Annotated in this window: 21 protein-coding genes; 8 read left to right on the forward strand and 13 right to left on the reverse strand. The window is 62.6% G+C overall.

Features of this window, described 5'->3' with window-relative positions:
- The first annotated feature begins 38 nt into the window (after positions 1-38).
- Complete coding sequence (locus tag VWZ85_RS16560) at positions 39-1,742, forward strand: ATP-binding protein (RefSeq protein WP_416589180.1); 1,704 nt, start codon at positions 39-41, stop codon at positions 1,740-1,742.
- A gap of 155 nt (positions 1,743-1,897) precedes the next feature.
- Positions 1,898-2,500, forward strand: a complete 603-nt coding sequence (locus tag VWZ85_RS16565) for an acyl-homoserine-lactone synthase (RefSeq protein WP_340544829.1) — start codon at positions 1,898-1,900, stop codon at positions 2,498-2,500.
- Positions 2,501-2,535: 35 nt separating this feature from the next.
- On the opposite strand, the gene VWZ85_RS16570 is transcribed toward VWZ85_RS16565, so the two are convergent.
- The 11 genes from VWZ85_RS16570 to VWZ85_RS16620 all read right to left on the reverse strand — a co-directional run bounded on the left by VWZ85_RS16570 (position 2,536) and on the right by VWZ85_RS16620 (position 11,554).
- The gene (locus VWZ85_RS16570; protein WP_416589184.1) at positions 2,536-3,645 is read right to left on the reverse strand and encodes an alpha-hydroxy acid oxidase; all 1,110 of its coding nucleotides are present in this window, start codon (positions 3,643-3,645) and stop codon (positions 2,536-2,538) included.
- Positions 3,645-4,199, reverse strand: coding sequence for a sulfopyruvate decarboxylase subunit beta (gene comE / locus VWZ85_RS16575; RefSeq protein ID WP_058286650.1), 555 nt, complete (start codon positions 4,197-4,199; stop codon positions 3,645-3,647). Before comE ends, VWZ85_RS16570 begins: the two co-directional genes overlap by 1 nt.
- On the reverse strand, positions 4,196-4,702 hold the full coding sequence (gene comD / locus VWZ85_RS16580) for a sulfopyruvate decarboxylase subunit alpha (RefSeq protein WP_260099858.1): 507 nt from the start codon (positions 4,700-4,702) through the stop codon (positions 4,196-4,198). Before comD ends, comE begins: the two co-directional genes overlap by 4 nt.
- A gap of 39 nt (positions 4,703-4,741) precedes the next feature.
- Positions 4,742-5,152, reverse strand: coding sequence for a universal stress protein (locus VWZ85_RS16585; protein ID WP_340544836.1), 411 nt, complete (start codon positions 5,150-5,152; stop codon positions 4,742-4,744).
- Positions 5,153-5,182: 30 nt separating this feature from the next.
- A complete protein-coding gene (locus VWZ85_RS16590; protein ID WP_416589187.1) occupies positions 5,183-6,163 on the reverse strand; it encodes an alcohol dehydrogenase catalytic domain-containing protein in 981 nt (326 codons plus the stop codon).
- Positions 6,160-6,921, reverse strand: coding sequence for an SDR family NAD(P)-dependent oxidoreductase (locus tag VWZ85_RS16595; protein ID WP_416589189.1), 762 nt, complete (start codon positions 6,919-6,921; stop codon positions 6,160-6,162). The genes VWZ85_RS16590 and VWZ85_RS16595 overlap by 4 nt, the downstream gene beginning before the upstream one ends.
- Positions 6,914-8,221, reverse strand: a complete 1,308-nt coding sequence (gene hisD / locus VWZ85_RS16600) for a histidinol dehydrogenase (protein WP_416589190.1) — start codon at positions 8,219-8,221, stop codon at positions 6,914-6,916. The genes VWZ85_RS16595 and hisD overlap by 8 nt, the downstream gene beginning before the upstream one ends.
- 11 nt (positions 8,222-8,232) lie before the next feature.
- Positions 8,233-9,561: a TRAP transporter large permease gene (locus VWZ85_RS16605; RefSeq protein WP_416589192.1), complete on the reverse strand. Its 1,329-nt coding sequence runs from the start codon at positions 9,559-9,561 to the stop codon at positions 8,233-8,235.
- A gap of 13 nt (positions 9,562-9,574) precedes the next feature.
- Complete coding sequence (locus VWZ85_RS16610; RefSeq protein ID WP_340544843.1) at positions 9,575-10,087, reverse strand: TRAP transporter small permease; 513 nt, start codon at positions 10,085-10,087, stop codon at positions 9,575-9,577.
- Between the two features lie 112 nt (positions 10,088-10,199).
- Positions 10,200-11,345, reverse strand: a complete 1,146-nt coding sequence (locus VWZ85_RS16615; protein WP_416589193.1) for a TRAP transporter substrate-binding protein — start codon at positions 11,343-11,345, stop codon at positions 10,200-10,202.
- A gap of 23 nt (positions 11,346-11,368) precedes the next feature.
- On the reverse strand, positions 11,369-11,554 hold the full coding sequence (locus tag VWZ85_RS16620) for a hypothetical protein (protein ID WP_340544846.1): 186 nt from the start codon (positions 11,552-11,554) through the stop codon (positions 11,369-11,371).
- A 128-nt stretch (positions 11,555-11,682) separates the two neighbouring features.
- Between VWZ85_RS16620 and VWZ85_RS16625 the strand changes: the two genes are divergently transcribed.
- The 4 genes from VWZ85_RS16625 (at position 11,683) to argE (ending at position 16,745) form a co-directional block, all read left to right on the forward strand.
- Positions 11,683-12,708, forward strand: coding sequence for a LacI family DNA-binding transcriptional regulator (locus VWZ85_RS16625; protein WP_416589194.1), 1,026 nt, complete (start codon positions 11,683-11,685; stop codon positions 12,706-12,708).
- A gap of 298 nt (positions 12,709-13,006) precedes the next feature.
- Positions 13,007-14,380, forward strand: coding sequence for an aspartate aminotransferase family protein (locus VWZ85_RS16630; RefSeq protein ID WP_416589195.1), 1,374 nt, complete (start codon positions 13,007-13,009; stop codon positions 14,378-14,380).
- Between the two features lie 21 nt (positions 14,381-14,401).
- Positions 14,402-15,586 (forward strand): M24 family metallopeptidase, encoded by a 1,185-nt coding sequence (locus VWZ85_RS16635; protein WP_416589196.1) that lies wholly within the window; start codon positions 14,402-14,404, stop codon positions 15,584-15,586.
- Between the two features lie 4 nt (positions 15,587-15,590).
- Positions 15,591-16,745, forward strand: a complete 1,155-nt coding sequence (gene argE / locus VWZ85_RS16640) for an acetylornithine deacetylase (RefSeq protein WP_416589197.1) — start codon at positions 15,591-15,593, stop codon at positions 16,743-16,745.
- Between the two features lie 27 nt (positions 16,746-16,772).
- Here argE and VWZ85_RS16645 read toward each other — a convergent pair whose 3' ends face one another.
- A complete protein-coding gene (locus tag VWZ85_RS16645; protein ID WP_416589198.1) occupies positions 16,773-18,104 on the reverse strand; it encodes a GH1 family beta-glucosidase in 1,332 nt (443 codons plus the stop codon).
- A gap of 39 nt (positions 18,105-18,143) precedes the next feature.
- The gene (locus VWZ85_RS16650) at positions 18,144-19,172 is read right to left on the reverse strand and encodes a substrate-binding domain-containing protein (RefSeq protein WP_340544854.1); all 1,029 of its coding nucleotides are present in this window, start codon (positions 19,170-19,172) and stop codon (positions 18,144-18,146) included.
- Positions 19,173-19,419: 247 nt separating this feature from the next.
- On the opposite strand from VWZ85_RS16650, the gene VWZ85_RS16655 reads away from it, so the two are divergent.
- Positions 19,420-20,772: an ABC transporter substrate-binding protein gene (locus VWZ85_RS16655; protein WP_416534752.1), complete on the forward strand. Its 1,353-nt coding sequence runs from the start codon at positions 19,420-19,422 to the stop codon at positions 20,770-20,772.
- Positions 20,773-20,912: 140 nt separating this feature from the next.
- Entirely contained in the window at positions 20,913-21,920 is a 1,008-nt protein-coding gene (locus VWZ85_RS16660) for a carbohydrate ABC transporter permease (RefSeq protein ID WP_260102984.1), read from the forward strand.

Here is a 21,920-nt window from a genome sequence, read left to right on the forward strand (position 1 = left end):
TGCGTTTGTTTTCTTTATCGCCAGACCTCGTGAACTCCGTGTCCAGTCAAAACCAGCTTGTGCGCTCGGATCTTCCGTCGCGGTTTGCCTCCATCAGCCTGGTCTCGCTGTTGTCGCTCTACTTCCTGTCGTTTCAGGCCGTCGCGGTGGTCTATGGCGCCTATGTCCTTGTCGAAGTTGTTGGGCTGCGGGTCTATCGCAGGCTGATATCTGAGGTGACGGTCCGCAACACGCTGCTGTTTGCCGGCTCCGCATTCGTCGGAGTCTGCGTCTTTAACTCCCTGTCATTGCTGTTGTTTCTGCACCCGGAACCCTTTCCGAAACTGATGGGCGCAATGCTGCTGATCATCGCGCTCAACCACTGTGTTGTTGCGCGGTCAGCCTGGCTTCATTTCGGTATCATCACGGCGGTGCCGATCATCTGCACGGTTGGCTATATGATCAGCGCGACGCTGTCCCGGTTTGCCAGTGCGGGAGAGATGGTCATAGCAGCGGTGGTCGCCCTGCTGGGGGCCGCCTACATGCTTCATGCCATGTGGGTGCAGCACCGGCTGACCGCCCGCCTGCAAGAGGCCCTGCGTGCGGCAGAGGCTGCAAGCCGCGCGAAGAGCCGTTTCCTCGCAGCGATGAGCCATGAGATCCGCACACCTTTGAACGCGATCTGCGGCATGTCCGAGCTGATCGAGGAGGAAAACTCCGGCTCTGAAACGCTGAGGGAGCAGACGCAGCTTCTGCGCAAATCGTCGCAGGCGTTGACCGGCATTCTTGATGACGTATTGGATCACGCCAAGATCGAGTCAGGTCAGTTCGAGCTGAACCTCGCGACAGCGGTCCCGGGCGAAGAAATCTCCAGTGCCGTTGAAATGTATCGCGCACGGGCGGATGAGAAGGGGCTCAGGCTTCATATCAGATTGGAGCCGGGTATTCCCGACTATGCCGAATGTGATGCGCTGCGCCTGCGTCAGGTGATCGGAAACCTTGTTTCGAATGCCGTGAAATACACCGAGGTCGGCCATGTCGAGGTCGTCGCCGATATCGAAGAGTTCGAGGGGCGTGCGATGCTGCGGGTCGCGGTGTCTGATACCGGACGTGGCATGACACCCGAGCAGAGCGCCAAGCTGTTCACGGATTTCTATCGGGCCATCGACAAGGCTGCACCAAATGTGCCGGGCACCGGTCTGGGCCTGGCGATCGCCCGCCATCTGGCACGCATCATGGGGGGCGATATCACCGTTCGGACCAGCCCCGACTGGGGCAGCTGCTTTACCTTTGTCTGTCCGATAAAAAGCCTCGACCCTGCGGAGGTTGAGACCCTTCAACAGCCGGCAGCCGGTAGCGAGATCAGCGATCTCGGGGGGCTGTCGATCCTCGTGGTGGATGATACTGCCTCCAATAGAATGGTCGTTCGCGCCTTCCTCAAAAACAGCAACGTCCAGATCACAGATGCCGAAAATGGCGTCGAGGCGCTTGCCTGGCTTGAGCAGAACCCGGTTGATCTTGTGCTGTTGGACATGAAGATGCCGGTCATGGACGGTCGCGAAACACTGACCGAAATGCTGCGGCGTGGTGGACGGATCGGGGCCACTCCGGTGATCATGCTGACAGCGAATGCGGCCCCTGAGGAGCAGGAGCTGTTTTTGCAGCTGGGTGCGGCCAGTTACCTTGCCAAACCTGTCAAGAAATCGGTTCTACTGTCGGAAATTCGCAAGATAGCGATGCCGTCGTTAACTCGCACGGTCTGATCGGCTCTCACACCGACAAGAACCGTTCGTAAAAAGAAGTTCAACCCACAGGAATTAATTCAAAATTTACGATTGCCGGATAGGTTGAGTCAAATTTTCGATAAATTTGCAGAATGCACGCCCGCGGGCGGCAGGAACAGCTGGCCGGATCGCGGATGCAGTCGACAGATATTACATTTGATAATTTTGGGGAGACCGGCGCGCTCTTTACCGAGCTTTTGCGTGCGCGCTACCGTCATTTCGTCAAGTTACGGCGCTGGGATCTGCCCAATGTGCGTGGATTGGAGTTCGACCAATATGACACGCCCGAGAGTATCTACTGTGCAGTTCACGACGGGATGGCTGTTCTCGGCGGCTTCAGGCTGACCCCCACAACAGCGCAATGTATGAACACCAGCTATATGTTGCGGGATGCGCAGCTGGGCCTGCTGCCGGGGCTTCCCTCCAATGTGCTGGATGACGCCGCGCCACAGGATCCGGGGATCTGGGAGGTCAGCCGGTTCTTTGTCGAAGACACTCTGGGAGCCCGTGATAGAATGCGGGTGCGGCGGCTGCTGGAACAGGGGTTTGCCCGTTTCGCCCGGGATTGGAATATTGATACGTTCTTGTGTATCACCTCGGTGACGGCGGCGCTGCTCATGCGCAGGGCCAGCCTCTCGATAAGCTCGGCAGGCCCCCGGTTCGAAGCGGGTGGAGAAATCTGCCAAGCCTACCACCTTAGCGTCGTCGCAAAAAGCCAGCGCAGCGATGCGGCGTGAATGCGCAGGGCGGCACGCGCGGGTATTCCGTTATCTTAGCAGATCTGATGGTTATGGCGATCCAGTGAGTGGCGCCCGGTCTGTGCCATGGCAATACTCAACTCGTCGCTGAGCGCCTGCCAAAGCTGGGTCAGTCCGGATTCTCCTTTTGCAGCAATCGCAAACTGCAAAATGCGGCCCAGAAATACAAAATCAGCCCCCATGGACAAGGCTTTAAGGATGTCTTCACCCGACCGGAGGCCGCTGTCGTAGAACACCGGGAATTCCGGCCCCAGCGCGGCCCGGATCTTCGCGAGCATCTCGATCGGGGTAGGGGCTGCCTCAAGCTGCCGGGCGCCGTGGCTGGAGACTTGAATGGCATCGACGCCCGCGGACACCAGCGCGCGGGCGTCTTCAACGTCCAGCACGCCCTTTATCACCAGTTTGCCGGGCCAGAGGTCGCGCAGCCGTGCCAGCGTGTCCCAGGTGGCCCGCGCCCGGCTTTCGGTGCGGTCGAAGTCATAGCCCTCCATTTCGAAGTTTGCCATCACCGGCTTGCCCTTCAGCAGGGTGGTCAGCGACCAGCGCGGGTGCAGGGCAAAGTCGAGGAACTGCCGCGGACCGATGCGGAACGGCATTTTGAAGCCATGGCGCAGCTCGCGCGGGCGGCGGCCCACCTCGGGCACATCCACCGTCAGCACCAGCGTCTGGTACCCGGCTGCACGGGCCCGTTCAGCCAGCTTGAAGGTGCCAGTGCCGTCGCCGCTGAAATAGAGCTGGAACCAGGCGTAGCCTTCTGCCGCTTCCAGGATGGTTTCCAGCGGTGTCGAGGCAACGGTGGAAACCCCATGCGGCACCCGGTAGCGCGCCGCCAGCCGGGCCAGCATCAGGTCGGCGCCGGGGGCTGCGAGGTTGCACATGCCCATGGGGGCAATCCCGAAGGGCCGGTCCGCCTCGGCACCAAAAATCCGAACCGCCAGCGACCGCTGGCTGACATCGCGCAGGATACGGGGCCGCAGGGTGATGGCATCCAGGGCCGCACGGTTGCGCGCCGCCCCGGTCTCCTGCCCGGCGGCCCCGTCGATATAGTCAAACACCATCCTGGGCAGCCGCCGCCGGGCCAGGCGGCGGGCGTCCTCGGCCGAATGGATGGCGCCTGCACCCATCAGCCGGCCACGGCCTTCATGAAGCGGTCGCGGATCACCACCGGGTCCATCGTGATCACCGGCATCTTGGCATTGCCGCTGTCGCATTTGACCACCAGAACCGTCGCCTCGCCGCTGGCCAAAGCCTCCTCCAGCGCGGGACCGGTGTCCTTGTCCTGCACCTCCACCACCCGGGCGCAGCCGGCGGCGCGGGCCATGCCGGCCAGATCGGTGCGCTGGCTGGTGTAGGTCGGCTGATCGCCGGTGGAGCCATAGGAGCCGTTGTCGATGATCATCAGGATGTAGTTGCCGGGCGCGTTGTTGCCGATGGTGGGCAGGGTGCCGAGGTTGGTCAGGATCGAGCCGTCCCCGTCGATCACGATCACAGGCTTCGGCTGCGCCAGCGCCAGTCCCAAGCCGATGGAGGACGCCAGCCCCATGGTGCCCAGCATGTAGAAATTGCTGGGCTGGTCGTCGATGGCGTGCAGCTCTTGCGACGGAATGCCGATGTTGCAGACCACCAGTTCGTTGCGCAGGATCGGCGCGATCTCTTTCAGGATTTCGGAACGGATCATTGGTCGCCATAGCCTCCCCAGAAGTTGGCGTCGGTCAGGATGGCAACGGGTTTGTTGCACATGAAGGTGTATTTCAGGATGTTGTCCAGCTCCTCGACGTCTTTCTGACAGTGAAAGTGGTAGGTGGGGATGTTGAGCTGGGCCAGCAGCGCCTTGGTATGCACCGCCATCTCCACCTGGCAGGCCACCGGCTCGCGCAGCTCGCCGCGGTAGGAGATCAGCATCGGCAGCGGCATCCGGTAGTACTGGATCAGCGTCGCCAGCGTGTTGATGGTGACCCCGATGGCAGTGTTCTGCATGATGATGGCCGGGCGCTTGCCGCCCATCCAGGCGCCGGCGCACAGCCCCATGCCCTCATCCTCCTTGTTGGAGGGGATATGGAAGATGTCGTCGCGCTGGTCGATCTCCTCGATCACACCGGCCAGCTGCTTGCAGGGCACGGTGGTGACGAAGGAGACGCCGTTGGCCGCCAGATCGTCAGCGATCCTCTTGTCTATGGTCATGGTTGGTTGCCTTTGCTTCGGGTGTCTTGTTTCTCGGGGTCAGGTGGTGCGGCAGACATGCACGGCGCAGGGCGCGTGGCGGACCACGCGGGCAGCCGTCGAGCCGAGGAAAAAGTCGCTGAGACCCGGTTTGTGCGAGCCGACGACGATGCAGTCCATGCCATGCTGCTGCGCGTATTCGACAATGGCGCGGTAGGACCGGCCCTTGACGATTTCTGTCGATACATCGCCATGATCGGCGGTTTTCTTTGTCAGCTGCAGACGGGCGTTGGCCAGGCCTTCGCGCAGGGTGTCCTCGTCGAGGTAGGTGCTGACGGATCCCTGCGGTGCCTCATAGACATGCAGCGCCGTGATCTGCCCGCCGGGGTTGCACAGGGTGGCGGCGGCCTTCAGCGTTGTCCCCGACACCCCGTGATCCAGAGCCATGGGAACCAGGATTTTGTCATACATCGTTGCTCTCCGTTTGTTAGGGGCGCGGGCTCAGGCCCAGGGGTCAAGGATGATCTTGGGCGCCGCCACCGCGCCGCTGCGCAGATCGCGAAAGGCGGCGGCGCCCTCTGACAGCGGACGCAGCTCAGACCAGCCCAGCGGCCCGAGACGGCCGTCAAAGATCGCCTGCGCGGTGTCGCGGAAATCCTGCGCGGTATAGGTGTAGGTGCCGATGAAGGTGATTTCCTGCAGGGTCATGCGGCGGATATCCAAGCCGCCGGTGTCTTCGCCGAGGCCGACATGGGCTATCACCCCGCCGGGCGCGGCAGTGGCAGAGGCGGCGGCGCGGGTGGCGGCATAGCCCACCGCGTCCACCACCAGCGGCACCATGCCCTGAAACTCCGCCACCGCCTGCTGGCCGCAGCGATCTGTCAGAAAGGCACGGCGCGCTTCGTTGGGTTCCTGGATGGTCAACTCCTCCACCCCCATCGCGCTGAGCGCCAGCGCCGCCGCCAGCCCGATGGCACCGCCGCCGATCACCAGCGCGCGGCGTTCGGTGTCCGGGTGCAGCGCCTCCAGCGCCAGCCGGGCCGCGTGCCAGCTGACCGCCAGCGGCTCCGCCAGCGCGGCCTTTGCCAGCGGGACCGCGTCCGGCACGGTCACCAGATTGCGTTCCGGCATCGCCACGAACTGGGCAAAGGCGCCCTCGCGCGGGGGCATGGAGATGATCTGGCGGCTGGCGCAGAGGTTTTCGCGCCCCGATGCGCAGGCCGCGCAGCTGCCGCAGGTCACCAGAGGGTTGATTGTCACCCGGCGGCCTGCCTGTGGCCCGTCCTCGATCACCCCGGCGGCCTCGTGCCCGAGGATCAGCGGTGGGGGCCGGCGGTCGTCATGGCCCAGATAGGCGTGCATGTCCGACCCGCAGATGCCGGAGGCATGGATGCGGATCAGATGCTCGCCTGGCTGGCCCGCGGCCATCGGCACATCGCGGACGGCAAGCGTCTCAACCCCTTCATAAACCAAGGCTTTCATTTCGCGGTGAACCCCCCGTCAACCATCAGGATTTGCCCGGTGACATAGGCCGAGGCCTCCGAGCACAGGAACAAGAGCGGCCCGTCGAGATCCTCCAGCCGCCCGTTGCGGCCGATGCAGGTCTGCGCCGCGTTGCGGGCCGCGCGCGCGTCATCCTCGAATACTGATTGGGTCAGCTCGGTCGGGAAGAACCCCGGCCCGATCGCGTTGGCGGTGATGCCGTGGGGCGACCAGGCTTCCGCCATGGCGCGGGTCAGCTGGCCGATCCCGCCCTTGCTGGCGCCATAGGCGATGCCGCCGGGAAAGGCGCGGGAGGTCTGGAGCGAGGCGAAATTGACAATCCGTCCCCAGCCCCTGTCCTTCATCGCAGGCACAAACGTTTGGCTAAGGAAGAAGGGCGCCGAGAGGTTCAGCGCCAGGGTGCGGTCCCAGCCTTCCGTGGTCACCTCATCCGCAGGCTGCCGCGTGTTGACGCCGGCCGCGTGGATCAGGATGTCCGGCGCGCCAAAAGGGTTGGTGACGGTGTCCCGCAGTGCCTCCAGCGCGCTGCGGTCCGCCACATCCGCGACTGCAAAGGCCGCGCTTGGTCCGATCTCTGCACAAAGGCTCTCCAAAGCCTCAGCCCGGCGCGCCACCGCCACCACCTGCGCTCCGGCGGCGGCCAGCGCGATGGCCGCGCGCCGCCCCAGCCCGGAGCTGGCGCCGGTGATGCAGGCGGTCCGGCCCGTCAGATCGAACAGGGCGCGCGGGTCAGCCATTGGCGGTCAGGTCAAAGGTTTCGTCCGGGAAATACTTGGCCAGCCGCACATCAGCAGCGCGGGCGTGGCCTTCCATCCCTTCCAGCCGGGCAATGCGCGCTGTGGCCTCCGCCACCGGTTTCGAGCCCTCGCGGGTGGCGCGCTGCCAGGTGACGATCTTCATGTATTTGTGAACGCTGAGGCCGCCGGTATAGCTGGCCGCGCGCGAGGTCGGCAGCACGTGGTTGGTGCCCGCCGCCTTGTCCCCGTAAGAGACCGTGGTCTCCTCGCCCAGAAACAGCGAGCCGTAGCAGGTCAGCTGCTCCAGCCACCAGTCCAGATCCTCTGCCTGCACGGTCAGATGCTCGGGCGCGTATTCGTCGGAGCAGGCCGCCATATCCTCGCGGTCTTTGCACAGGATCACCTCGGCATAGTCGCGCCAGGCGGCGGCGGCGTTCTCGCGGTTCACCTCCGGCAGGTCGTCGATCAGCCCCGGCACCAGCCGCATGACGTCCTCGGCCAGGGCGCGATCATCGGTCACCAGCCAGACCGGAGAGTTGTAGCCATGCTCGGCCTGGCTCACCAGATCGGTGGCGACGATATGGGCGTCGGCGGTGCCGTCGGCCAGGATCAGGCTGTCGGTGGGGCCTGCGATCATGTCGATGCCGACGCGGCCGAACAGGATGCGCTTGGCCTCCGCCACGAACTGGTTGCCGGGGCCGACCAGGATATTGGCCTTGGGCAGGCCAAAGAGGCCAAAGGTCATCGCCGCAACCCCCTGCACGCCGCCCATCGCCATGATCTGGTCGGCGCCGCAGATATGGGCGGCATAGACGATGGCGGGGGCCACGCCGGTGCCCGGGCGCGGCGGCGAGCAGGCGGTGATGTGCTTGCAGCCCGCCACCTTGGCGGTGGTCACGGTCATGATGGCGCTGGCGATATGGCTGTAGCGCCCGCCCGGCACATAGCAGCCCGCCGCATCCACCGGGATCACCTTCTGCCCGGTGATGAAGCCGGGGCAGATTTCGGTCTCCACGTTCTGCATCGTGCTTTTCTGCAGCTCGGCAAAGCGGCGCACGTTGTCGTGGGAAAACCGGATGTCGGCCTTCAGCTTCTCCGGTACCTGCGCGCAGGCGGCTTCGATCTCCTCTGCCGTCAGCAGGACGTTGCCCTCGTATTTGTCGAACTTCGCGGCGTACTCCAGCGCCTTGGCATCGCCGTCGGCCTCAATGTCGTCCAGGATGCCCTGCACGATCTTATGGGTCTCGGACGCGTCCGACTTGGGGGTCAGGGCCGCCTTTTTCAGGTATTCACGGGTCATGTCAGAGGATCCTACTTGTAAATATCAGGAAGCAGCGTGGTCGAAATCGCGGGGATATAGGCGATCAGCAGCACCACGATCAGCATGGTCAGCACAAAGGGGATGGCGCGGGCGGCGATCTTGAGGATGGACTCGCCGGTGATGCCGGAGACGACAAAGAGGTTCAGGCCCAGGGGCGGGGTGATAAAGCCGACCCCCAGCGCGGTGATCATCATGATGCAGAACTGGATTTCGTTCATGCCGATGTTGTCGGCGAGCGGCTTCAGGATCGGCGCCAGGATCACGATGTTGGGCGTCGTTTCCATCACGCAGCCGGCCGCAATCAGGATGCAGATCATCAGCAGGATCAGCACAGAGGGGTCATCGGTCAGCCCGGTCACAGCCGTCACAAACCCCTGCGGCACACCCATGATCGCCAGCGCCTCTGCCAGCGGCGCGGAGAAGGCGATGATCGGCAGGATCACCCCGTTGACCTTAGCAGAGCTGACCAGCATCGCGGGGAAATCCGCCAGTTTCAGGGTGCCGAGGACAAAGCCCATCAGGATGGTGACGACCACTGCCGTGGCGCCGGCCTCTGTCGGGGTCAGGCGGCCTGAGAAGATGCCATAGAAGATGATCCCCGGCACGATGAAGGCATACCAGCCGGATTTCAGCGACTGGCCCAGATTGCCCAGCCATTCACCGAACCTCATGTTGCCGCCGGTCTCATAAGTGTAAAGCCGGTTCATGATGATATTGGTGACCAGGATCGACACCAGAATGGCAATCCCCGGGATCAGCGCTGCCAAGAACAGGGTGGAGGCGGAAATGCCCAGCACCAGACCGATGATGATATAGGCGATGGAGGGCGGGATCAGGATGCCGGTACAGGCGCCCGCAGCCACCAGCGCGCAGGCATAGGGGCGGGGGTAGCCGCTTTCGACCAGCCGGTTGATGGTCATCCGTCCAACGGCGGCAGCACCGGCAGCATCAGAGCCGGAGATCGCCGCGAACATGCCGCAGACCAGCACCGTGGCCGAGCCGAAGCCGCCCCGCGTCCAGCAGGTCAGCGCCTCTGCCACATCCAGAAATTTCTTGCTGAGGCCGGTGCGCACCAGCACGTCGCCGGTCAGGATGAACAAAGGCACCGCGGTCAGCGCAAAGGCATCAATGCCGGTGAACAGGCTTTCGCCTATGGCGCTCAGCGGCAGGTCGCCCGACATAACCAGCATGGTGATCGCCGCCGCGCCGATGGCGGCCCAGACCGGTACCGCCAGCGCAATCAGCGCCACGAACATGATCACCGGCAGGTAGAAATCCCATCCCAGTTCGACCGTTTGATTGAGTGAATTCCACAGCATCGCTTAACGCCCCTCAATCAAACAGCTTGTCGCCTTCGAAGACGGGGGTGCCGTCGCGAAGGCTGCGCCAGTCGCGCAGGAAGGATTGCAAGAGCCGCCAGACCATCAGCGCAAAGCCCACAGGCACCGCCATCAGGAACCAGACCATCGAAATCCGCAGCCCGTGGCTGACCGATCCGAACTTGGCGGAGACCAGAACCGTCTCGAATGACCAGTAGAGCGCCACCAGCGCCACGATGAACATCACCAGATCGCCAAAGATATAGAGCAGCGCCTTGGGCCGTGGGCCGAGGTAGTGCATCAGCACATCAATGCGGATATGCGCACGTTCCTTGACCGCGGCGGCGGCACCGATCCAGGCCAGATAGATGAAAGAATAGCGGACGATCTCCTCGCCCCAGATCGAGGAGAAGGCAAACAGCTCGCGCCGGATCACCTCGATTGCCATGGTGATGACCAGCATCACGTAGAACACCAGAAGCAGCCAGCGCTCCGCGTTCTTGTCGATCGTTCGCAGGATCTGCATTGCCGTTCCCGTGGTTCAGGCGCACCCCCGCAACCAGCCCGGGAGACTGTTGCGGCGGCGGCTGTTGGAATAAGGACGGGCGGGGGGCTTCGCGCTGCCCGCCCGGTCCGGCTCAGGCGTCGTGGACGAAGTATTTGCCCTGGGTGCCTGCGGCCTCCTCCAGCTTGGCGAAATTGTCCATTGAGCCTGCCAGCTCGGTCTTGAAGGAATCCCATTCGCTGCGCTGATAGCCGCCGGCCTCTTGCCATTCGCCCAGCTGATCGTCGCTGAGGCTATGGAATTCGACACCGGCCTTGGTCAGTTCCGCCATTGCATAGGCACGGGCGGAGGGCACCTTGGACAGGTTCTGATGCGCGGTCATTTCAGACCCCCACATCACGCCGTCCTGCACATCGGCGGGCAGTGAATTGAACCATTCCAGATTACAGGAATAAACTTGGCTGTCCGGCACCGCCTGGGTAAAGGTCACATGGCTGAGAATATCCTTGAAGCCAAAGACATAGAGCGCCCCGACCGATGGATCGAGCGCATCCGCCACACCCTGTTTGATGGCCGATGGCGTCTCGCCCCAGGCCACCGGCGTCGGATTGGCGCCGACCATGCGGTAATACTGCTGAAGCATCTTCGAGCCTGGCACCCGGAATTTCACCCCGGCCATGTCACCGGGTGACATCACCGCGTTGCCACCCTTGCGCACCGCCACCACACGGGGGTCGATGTTCACATAGAACAGCGCCTTGAACCCTGCGGCCTCCACTTTCGGATGCACCTCCGAGTTCCAGAAATCTGAGGTCACCAGATTGGTGAACCGCTGGTTGGAACCGCAGAGATAGGGCATGTTGATCAGGTCTACGGTAGAGGCAAAGGGCGCGAAATTTGACAGCGAATGCTGCGCCGCCTGGATGGTGCCGCCCTGTACCTTCTGCACCAAAGCGCCGCCCGCGCCGAGCTGCCCGCCGGGGGCTAGCTTCACGTAGATCTTGCCGTTGGTGGCGTTCTGGATGTTTTCCTTCAGATCCAGCTGCATGATCGGATAGCTGCGCGACGCGCCCAGCACATAGGCGGTTGCCACGGTCATGATATGCTCGGCCGCACCCTCACGTTCCTTTTCCTCCTTGGCGGTTTGCGCAACCGCCTCAGTGGACCAGAGCACACCGCCAGCCCCTGCGACCATCGCCGCAGTAAAAGAGCCGGTCGAGGCCAGTTTCAGAAAATTGCGGCGCTCCGCAGATTTGAGGCCATCCTTGCCATTGGTCATTGTCTTCCTCCCTTGGAAATCCGTCAGCTGCCGTTTTGATTTTTCTGGTCAGCCTCTCGTTTGAGAATTGCCGCCACAAACAGAATGGAAGCTGCAAACAGGACCACCATTTCGCCGACATCGCCCAGGAAGCCGCCGCCGCCAAACGCGCCGAGGGCAACATTGGCAAAGAACACGACAAATACGCAAACAGACGCCATCAGAAACATCGCAAGATCCCGGTTTGTATCTCAACATCATTTGTAAGCGCTTACATCAATAATGCAAGCGCTTACATTGGTAGCTGGCAGCTGCCCCGATTTATGCTAACATACGCCAAAGACATGGCAGGTAAGACATGGGAAAAATCCCCTCAGCTCCAACACTTAACGATGTTGCCAAGGCGGCGGGCGTTTCCACCGCGACGGTGTCGCGCTGCCTGAATTCACCTGACCGGGTGATCAAGGCAACCCGCGACCGGGTGATGGAAGCGGTCGAATCGCTGGGGTACACGCCAAATTTCGCCGCGCGGGTGATGGCTGCCAAACGCAGCTTCACCATCGGGGCGATCATTCCCACCATGGACAACGCGATCTTTGCCCGCGGCCTGCAGGCCTTTCAGGACCAGCTGCGCGAGGATGGCTATACGCTTCTCGTCTCCAGCTCCGCCTACAGCCCAGACGTGGAGGAGGAGCAGATCCGGGCTTTGGTTGCGCGCGGGGCCGACGGTCTGCTGCTGATTGGCCATGAACGGGACGAGAAGATCTACCAGTATCTTGCGAAACATCAGGTGCCGGTTCTGGTGGCCTGGTCATATGCGCCCGACCTGCCTCAGATCTCCGTCGGCTTCAGCAATACCGGGGCCATGTATGAGCTGGCGCAGGCGGTGCTAACGGCGGGCCACCGTCGCATCGCCATGATCTCGGGTATCCGGCAAGGCAATGACCGGGCAAAGAACCGCGTCAGCGGGGTCCGCGATGCCCTCCAGGCGCAGGGCTGCGATCCGCAGGCGCTGACATTGATCGAAACCCCCTATGAAATTGAAAAAGGCGCCAGGGCATTTGCTGAGTTGATGGCCCGTGATCCTCGTCCGACCGTGATCATGTGTGGCAATGACGTCCTTGCAGCCGGTGCGCTGGGCGAGGCGCATCGCCTTGGCATCGCGGTGCCGCAGGATGTCTCGATAACCGGCTTTGATGATATTGAACTGGCGGAGATCGTCAGCCCACCGCTGACGACGGTGCATGTTCCGCACCGTGAAATGGGGCGCAAGGCGGCTCAACAGCTGATCGCCATGGTTGAAGGCCGCTCCGACGGTCAGTCGATCTGCATCAACACAGCTGTTGTCAGAAGGAACTCCCTGGCGCCGCCGCCTGCCGAATAGGGCTGCCGTCGAATCTGTGATACCGCGCGGTTTGGAAACAGATCTGCGGCGTCGACCATCGGGGCAGGGGCCGGCGACCACCGGTCCTAGCCACGGCGCAAAAAAATCTGTTGCCATCGGCCGGTCTCTCATGGTCCAACTGCTGCACGACCCTGGCAATAAAGGCATTGCGCGCTGCTGTCCGGGTGAGCGGAGCCTTCTTCTGCTCAAAAACAGGCCGCCCCGCTGGCCTGTCGCGTGCAACTGGCTCCCTTCATGTGACCAAAGGCGGCGCGCCGCCATAGCCAAGGACAGAGCCATGCTGCACAACGATCAACTGGACCAATGGGACCGCGACAGTTTTTTTCACCCTTCCACGCATCTTGCCGAATTTGCCCGCGGAAACCTGCCGCAGCGGGTGGTGACCGGCGGCAGTGGCTGCCATATCGAGGATCGCGATGGCAATCGGATGCTGGACGCCTTTGCGGGGCTTTACTGCGTCAACGTCGGTTATGGTCGCCCTGAGATTGCCGAGGCCATCGCCACCCAGGCCCGCGATCTGGCCTATTACCACTCCTATGTCGGCCATGGCACCGAGGCCTCGATCACCCTCGCCAAGATGATCATGGACCGGGCGCCCGATCACATGTCGAAAGTCTATTTCGGCCTTTCCGGGTCCGACGCGAATGAAACCAACATCAAGCTGATCTGGTATTACAACAACATCCTCGGCCGCCCGGAAAAGAAAAAGATCATCTCCCGCTGGCGGGGCTATCACGGATCCGGGCTGATGACGGGGTCGCTGACCGGGTTGGAGCTGTTTCACAACAAATTCGATCTGCCGCTGGCGCAGGTGGTGCATACCGAGGCGCCATATTACTTCCGCCGTGCGGATCGCAGCCAGAGCGAGGCGGATTTTGTCGCCCATTGCGTAGCTGGGCTTGAGGCGCTGATCGAGCGTGAGGGGGCCGACACCATCGCGGCCTTTATCGGTGAGCCGGTGCTGGGCACCGGGGGCATCGTGCCGCCGCCTGCCGGGTACTGGCCCGCCATTCAGGCGGTGCTGGAGCGCCACGATATCCTGTTGGTCGCGGATGAGGTGGTGACCGGTTTTGGCCGGTTGGGCACGATGTTCGGCTCTGATCACTACGGCATGCGACCCGATCTTATCACCATCGCCAAGGGGTTGACCTCAGCCTATGCGCCGCTGTCGGGCTCTATCGTGTCAGACAAGATGTGGCAGGTTCTGGAGCGCGGCACAGATGAGAACGGCCCGATTGGTCATGGCTGGACCTATTCGGCGCATCCCATCGGCGCCGCCGCTGGCGTGGCCAACCTCAATCTGATCGACCAGCTCGGACTTGTCGAAAACGCCGGTGCCATCGGCGCCTACCTCAATGATGAGATGCGCAAGGCGCTGGGAGGCCATCCCAATGTGGGCGACGTGCGCGGCGAGGGGATGCTCTGCGCGGTGGAATTCGTGGCCGACCGCGATGATCGCCGTTTCTTCGACGCCAGTGACAAGATCGGACCGCAGATCGCGGCCAAACTGTTAGAGCAGGACAGCGTGATTGCGCGGGCGATGCCGCAGGGGGATATCCTCGGCTTTGCGCCGCCGTTCTGCCTGACCCGGCAGGAGGCAGATCAGGTGGTCGCGGCAACGCACCGGGCCGTCACTGCGGTTCTGGGCTGAGGGCAGGAAGGGAGATACAAAATGGTCAAGCCAAATACCCCGTTTGAGCAATCCGAATACCAGCAGCGGCTGGCCAAGACCCGGGCCGCCATGGCAGCCGCCGGTCTGGATGCGCTCTTTGTCACCGATCCCTCCAATCAGGCCTGGCTCACCGGCTATGACGGCTGGTCCTTCTATGTTCATCAGGGGGTGATCGTCACCCATAACGATGATCCGATCTGGTGGGGGCGGCATATGGACATGATGGGGGCCCGCCGCACCTGCTGGATGGCTCAGGACAGGCTTCTCGGCTACGGCGATCACTATGTTCAATCAATCGACCGCCATCCGATGCAGGATCTGGCCGAGCGGCTGCGCGCGCAGGGGCTTGAGGGCGCCCGCATCGGTGTCGAGATGGAGAATTACTACTATTCAGCCAAGGCACATGCGGTACTGGCGGCAGAGCTGCCTCAGGCCGACCTTCAGGACGCAACCGGAGTGGTCAACTGGCAACGGCTGATCAAAACCGAGGCTGAGCTGACCTTCATGCGCAAGGCGGCGCGGATCACCGATCGGGTGATCCAGACCGCCATCGACCGCGCCGAACCCGGGGTGCGCAAAAATGATCTGGTCGCGGATATTATTCATGCGGGCATCACCGGCGTGGGCGACGACTGGGGGGATTATCCCGCCATCGTGCCGCTGACCCCTTCGGGGCTGGATGCCACCGCAGCGCATCTGACCTGGGACGGCACCCCGATGCGCGCGGGCGAGGCGACGTTCTTTGAACTCTCCGGCTGCTATCGCCGCTACCATGCGCCACTGTCGCGCACGGTCTTCCTCGGCACTCCTCCGGCGGAGATGCTGCGAACCGAGGCTGCCCAGATCGAAGGCATCGCCGCCGGAATCGAGGCGGCGCGCGCAGGCAATCGCACCTGCGACATTGCCGATGCCTTTATGGCGGTGATGGCCAGACACGGCATCGAACGCTCTGGCCGCATGGGCTACCCGGTTGGCCTGTCCTACCCGCCGGACTGGGGCGAACGAACGGCGTCGATCCGCAGCGAAGACACCACCGTGATGCAACCGGGCATGGTGTTCCACTTTATGCCGGCGCTTTGGATGGACAGCTGGGGGCTTGAGACCACCGAAACCCTGCTGATCCGCGACACCGGCGCCGCCGAACCGCTCTGCACAGTGGAGCGGAAACTGTTCATAAAAGGATGAGCCGGTGATTGATGAGACCACCCGGATCCTGTCGGATCTCATTGCCTTTCCAACGGTCTCGGCTGACAGCAATCTGGAGATGATTGCCTATCTTGCCAACCGGCTTGAGGACTGCGGCGCCAGTGTTGATGTGCTGTTTGATGCCAGCGGTCAGAAGGCAAACCTCTTCGCCACGCTTGGCCCGGACGCCGATGGCGGGATCGTGCTGTCAGGCCATAGCGATGTGGTGCCAGTGACCGATCAGGACTGGAGCAGTGACCCCTTCACGATGGTGGAGCGCGACGGGCGGCTCTACGGACGCGGCACCTGCGACATGAAAGGTTTCATCGCGGCGACCCTCGCCATGGCGCCGCAGTTCGCCGGGCAGATCGGCAAGCGTCCCCTGCATTTCGCCTTTACCTACGACGAGGAGGTGGGCTGCGTCGGTGCCGGTCATCTGGTTCAGACGCTGCGCGACCGCGAGATCAGGCCACGACTGGCCCTGATCGGTGAACCGACAAGTATGCGCATCATTGAGGGCCATAAGGGCTGCCACGAATACACCACACGTTTTCAGGGGCTTGAGGGTCACGGGTCGGATCCGTCACGAGGGGTCAATGCGGTGGAATACGCGGTGCGCTATGTCAGCCGCCTGCTCGATCTGCGCCTGGATTTGCAGCAGCGTACCCCGCCGGACAGTCGATTTGATCCGCCCTGGACCACGCTGAACATCGGTGCGCTCAACGGTGGCAGCGCGCATAATGTCATCGCATCAAAGGCGCAGGTCGATTGGGAGATGCGTCCGGTCCAGCAGGCCGATGCCGACCATGTGAAGGACACGATGGCACGCTATTGCCATGATGTTCTGCTGCCTGCCATGCGCGCGGTCTACCCCGAGGCCAGCATCGACACCGAGGTGGTGGGAGAGGTGGCAGGGCTGGTCCCCACCACGCGGAATGAGGCCCGCGACATCATGGCGGAGCTGCTGGGCAGCAAGAGCGCGGAACTGGTGCCCTTCGGCACCGAGGCGGGCTTGTTTCAGGCGCTGGGTATGGATGTGGTCGTCTGCGGGCCAGGGTCCATCGCGCAGGCGCATAAGGCGGATGAATACCTCGCCATTGATCAGCTCGGGCAATGCCTCAGCGTGCTGGACCAGCTGGCAGCGCGGCTGGCGGACTGACGCCAGCCCGCGATCGAAGCACCGGCATCACGGCGGGGGTGCCAACGCCGATTGCAGCGCGCGGTATGATGCCTTGGGGGTGCGGGTCAGCGTGTCGAAATCCACATGTATCAGCCCGAACCGTTTCTCATACCCCAGCGCCCATTCGTAATTGTCCAGAAGCGACCACAGGAAATAGCCCTGCACCGGCACGCCATCCGCAATGGCACGGCGCACCGCGTCCAGATGGTCATCGACAAAGGCAATCCGGGCGTCGTCCGGCACGGTGCCATCTGTCACCATATCCGTGTTGGCCATGCCGTTTTCGGTCACGATCAGCGGCAGATCTCCCGTATAGTCGCGGGCCGTCCGGGTCAGAAAATCATAAAGCCCCTGCGGATAGATCTCCCATCCCATCTGGGTCTTGGGCAGCGGGCCATCGACCTCGGCGTAATGGGGCCAGGCGCCGCTGCCCGGCGCAATCAGCTTGCGGGTATAGTAGTTGAGGCCGCACCAGTCGACGGGGGCTGAGATGGTGGCAAAATCATCCTGCCAGCCGTGCGGCAGATGCGGTTCCAGCCCTTCCAGCGCCAGATCCGGGTAGCGCCCGTGAAAGGCACCGCCAAGGAAAAAGCCATTGTAGATCGCATCATAGCGCGCAGCGGCCTGCCGGGCGGCCTCGCTGTTGTCGGCGGGGGCTGCCCATTCCAGATTGAACACGGCGCCAAGGTTCTCCATGCCAAGGCCGCGCATCGTTTCGATGGCGGTGCCATGGGCTACCATCACATGGTGCATCGCCCGCGCCGTTGCCCGGATATCACGCAGGCCAGGCGCATGATGGCCAAGGAAATGCGACAGCCAGCCTACGCACCATGGTTCATTGATCGGCGCCGCGGAATACATCCGGTCGCCAATGCGGCCCATGATGACCGCGGTAAAGTCGCCAAACCATTTGGCGATATCGGCGTTGCGCCAGCCTCCCATATCGGCCAGCGCCTGTGGCAATTCCCAGTGGTAGAGCGTCACGCAGGGTTTCAGTCCCCGCTCCAGCATCGCATCCGTCAGCCGGTCGTAGAAATCCAGCCCGTCGGGGTTGGGTGTGCCACGCCCCTCGGGCAGAACCCGCGCCCAGCTGGTGGAGAACCTGTAGCAGTCAAACCCGGCAGCCGCCGCCAGATCCAGATCCTCAGCGTAGCGGTGGTAATGATCGCAGGCGCGCTGGCCGTGCTCGGCTCGCACTACATTGCCGGGGGTGGCGGCGAAACTGTCCCAATGGGTCGCCCCGGCGCCGCCAAACCCGTGTCCTTCGATCTGATAGGCCGAGGTTGCCGCGCCAAAGAGAAAACCCTCGGGGAAGTCCTGGCGGCTGTTGCGTAACATGGCGGCTCTCCTGATTGGATGGTGCGGGCAGCGGTGAGCCTAGCGCGACGGCGCAGGCCCGGTGGAGCGGCCAACCGTCAGCTGCGCTTCCAGCAGGCGTGTCAAAGGGGCGTCACCCGGATCGCGGATCTGCGCCAGCAGCAGGTCGGCCAGCTGTCGGCCGGCCTCCTGCACAGAAGAAAGCGTCGCGGTGAATTGCGGCAGCTCATCGCCATTGCGCAGATAGGAGAGATCATCGTCATGGGTGATCACCGAAATATCGCGCCCCATCTGGCGCCCCGAATCCTCGATTGCGCGGCGCACACCCATCGCCGGGATGATCGACGACACCAGATAGGCGGTGGGCGGATCGGCCATGGCCTGAGTGTGTACGACGGTGCGGTGACCGTAGCTCTCGGTCATTTCCTCGGCAAACATCAGCGCGGGATCCAGGGGGATGCCCGCTGCGGTCAGCGCGCATTCGTAGCCTGCGCGACGGCGCCATGCGAAATCCATGCTCTCCAGACCATTGACCAGACAGATCCGCCGATGCCCGAGATCGAGCAGGAATTGCGTCGCCCGTTCAAAGGCGCTTTTGTTGTTCACATCCAGCCAGCTGTACGGCCCCTCCAGATCGGAGGCCCGGCCATGCACCGCAAAAGGCAGGCCAATATCGCGCAACAGTGCAATCCGCGGGTCCGACATGCGCGGCGCATGCAGCACGATGCCATCGACGTTCCGCTTCGCCGCCATCTCGCGATAGGCCTTTTCCTGTTTGCTGTCCTCGACCAGCGACAGCACCATGTCATAGCCGGCCTTGGCGTAGCTCTCGCCCGCTCCGGCGATGAAATCGCCAAAGATCGGGTTCACCATCTCATGCTGCGATGACAGCGGAATCACATGGCCGATGGCCATTGCCCGCCCGGTTGCCAGCGCCTTGGCGCGGGTGTTGGGGCGGTAGTTGTGCTGCTCCGCCGCCGCCGCAACCCGCCTGCGGGTGGCTTCGCTTACTTCGGGAAACCCATTCAACGCACGGCTGACCGTTGTCTGTGACAGGTTCAGATGGGCGGCCAGTTCCTTCAGATTCATACGGAAAGTCTCCAAAGCGCTTTGATATTTCGGTCGCATATCGCAACGCAGTGCTCATGCTCAGGTAGTTATGGCAGGGGTGAGGTGAGGCTGGCAAGGGTCGTTTAAATTAAGAGATAAGAGGTGTTTCTTGGTAATTTGTTGACAGCGCCGCGCGAATCTAGAAGTGTAGCGAAATCCAAAGCGCTTTGGATAACCGGATCAAACAGGATCTGGCAGGGCGTTGTGATTATCGGGAGGAAATATCATGAAACGCAGGCTTACTGCCGCTGCGGGCGTGTTGGCATTGACAGCCGGACTTGCGCAGGCCGACGGGGCGCTGACCTTTCCGGTCGGTGAGGGAGAGTTCAACTGGGACAGCTTCGAGGCGCTAAAGGCGACCGATCTTGCCGGTGAACAGGTCACCGTCTTCGGACCCTGGCTTGGCCCCGATCAGGCACTGGTCGAGAAAGTGCTGGCCTATTTTGCCGAGGCTACCGGCGCCGATGTGCGTTACACCGGCTCCGACAGTTTCGAACAGCAGATCGTCGTGGACGCCGAGGCCGGCTCCGCGCCCAACATCGCCGTCTTCCCGCAGCCGGGACTGGTGGCGGACATGGCGCGACGCGGCTTTATCTCGCCTCTGGGCAGCGAGACCGCCGACTGGGTGCGTGAAAACTACGCCGCTGGCGACTCCTGGGTCGATCTCAGCACCTTCAAGGGGCCGGATGGCAACGAGGATCTCTTTGGCCTGTTCTACAAGGTCGATGTGAAATCCCTTGTCTGGTACGTGCCTGAGACCTTTGAGGATTTCGGCTACGACGTGCCGCAGTCGATGGAAGAGCTGAAGGCGCTGACCGATCAGATGGTCGAGGATGGCAATACGCCCTGGTGCATTGGTCTGGGGTCCGGTGGCGCCACAGGCTGGCCTGCCACCGACTGGGTCGAGGATATGATGCTGCGCACCCAGGACCCGTCCGTCTATGACCAGTGGGTCAGCAACGAAATCCCCTTCACCGATCCCCGCGTCATCGGTGCGATTGAGGAATTTGGGCATTTCGCCCGCAATGACGCCTATGTATCGGGCGGGGCAGGGGCGGTGGCCTCCACAGATTTCCGCGACAGCCCCAAGGGCCTTTTCGCCAGCCCGCCGCAATGTCTGATGCACCGTCAGGCGTCCTTCATCCCGGCCTTCTTCCCCGAAGGCACCGAGGTGGGGCTGGATGCGGATTTCTTCTACTTCCCGGCCTATGAGGAAAAGGATCTGGGCAGCCCGGTTCTGGGCGCAGGTACCCTGTGGTCGATCACCAACGACAGCAAGGGCGCGCGCGCCTTGATGGAATTCCTGAAATCCCCTATCGGACATGAGGTCTGGATGGCGCAACAGGGCTTCCTGACCCCGCACAAGGGCGTCAACACCGACCTTTATGCCACTGATACCCTGAAAAAGATGGGCGATATCCTGTTGTCCGCAGACACCTTCCGCTTTGACGCATCGGATCTGATGCCCGGCGCGGTTGGCGCGGGTTCCTTCTGGACAGGCATGGTCGGCTACGCTGGCGGCACCCCGGCAGAAGAGGTCGCGGCCGAGATCCAGTCCTCCTGGGATGCTTTGAAATAAGCCACAGGTGCGGGCTGCCTCTATCAGGTCGGCCCGCACCATTTGCAGTTTTCCCATCGAAGATCCGCGCCGATCTGCCCGCCTGCGTTGCTGCCGGGGGCTGATCTGCCCACTCCACCCCACCGCGAAGGGAGTTTCCCATGCACCCAGCCATTCAGGGCCTGCTCACAATCGCCTTTGGCGTCGGAGGGTGTGTCGGCTATTTCTACTTCTCCAATCTGGTGCTGGACCGGGTGATCTTTCCGGCACGCGGTGCGCATATCGCCCGCAATATCCGCCGCGCCAATATGATCCGACCCTGGCTGTTCCTGTTGCCCGCCTTGCTGGCGCTGGGGCTTTATCTGGCCTATCCGGTGGTCGAGACGCTGCGCCTTTCTGTCAGCGAACGCCTGCCCGGTGGCGGATCTGAATTCGTCGGCCTTGCCAACTACCAGCAGATGCTGGCCGAGGCGAAATTCTGGGAAGCGCTCAAGAACAATTTCCTGTGGCTTCTCGTGGTGCCTGCCGCCTCGACCGCCTTCGGCCTGCTGGCCGCACAGCTGACGGACCGGTTGGCCTGGGGCAATATCGCGAAGTCGCTGATCTTCATGCCGATGGCGATCTCCTTTGTCGGGGCTGCGGTGATCTGGAAGCTGGTCTATGACGCCCGCCCCGAGGGCACCGAGCAGATCGGCGTTCTGAACGCGCTCTACATCTATTTCGGCGGCGACGGGCCGATGCAGTGGCTGACCATCCCGTTCTGGAACAACTTCTTCCTGATGATGGTGCTGATCTGGATCCAGACCGGTTTTGCCATGGTGATCCTCTCCGCCGCCCTGCGCGGCATCCCCGAAGAAACCGTTGAAGCCGCCATCGTGGATGGGGCCGGGCCGTTTCAGATCTTCTTCAAGATCAAGGTGCCGCAGATCATGGACACGATCGTCGTCGTCTGGACCACCATCACCATCGTTGTGCTCAAGGTCTTTGACATCGTCTTTGCCATGACCAACGGCCAGTGGGAGACGCAGGTTCTGGCCAATTACATGTACGACAAACTGTTCCGCGCCAATGACTGGGGCGTCGGCTCCGCCAGCGCCATGGTCATCATGCTTCTGGTCCTGCCGATCCTGGTCTGGAACGTCTACAACGCCCGCCGCGAAATGCGCTGA

This window comes from Phaeobacter sp. JH20_29, from assembly GCF_048056175.1.
GTDB classification, from domain to species: Bacteria; Pseudomonadota; Alphaproteobacteria; order Rhodobacterales; family Rhodobacteraceae; genus Phaeobacter; species Phaeobacter bryozoorum.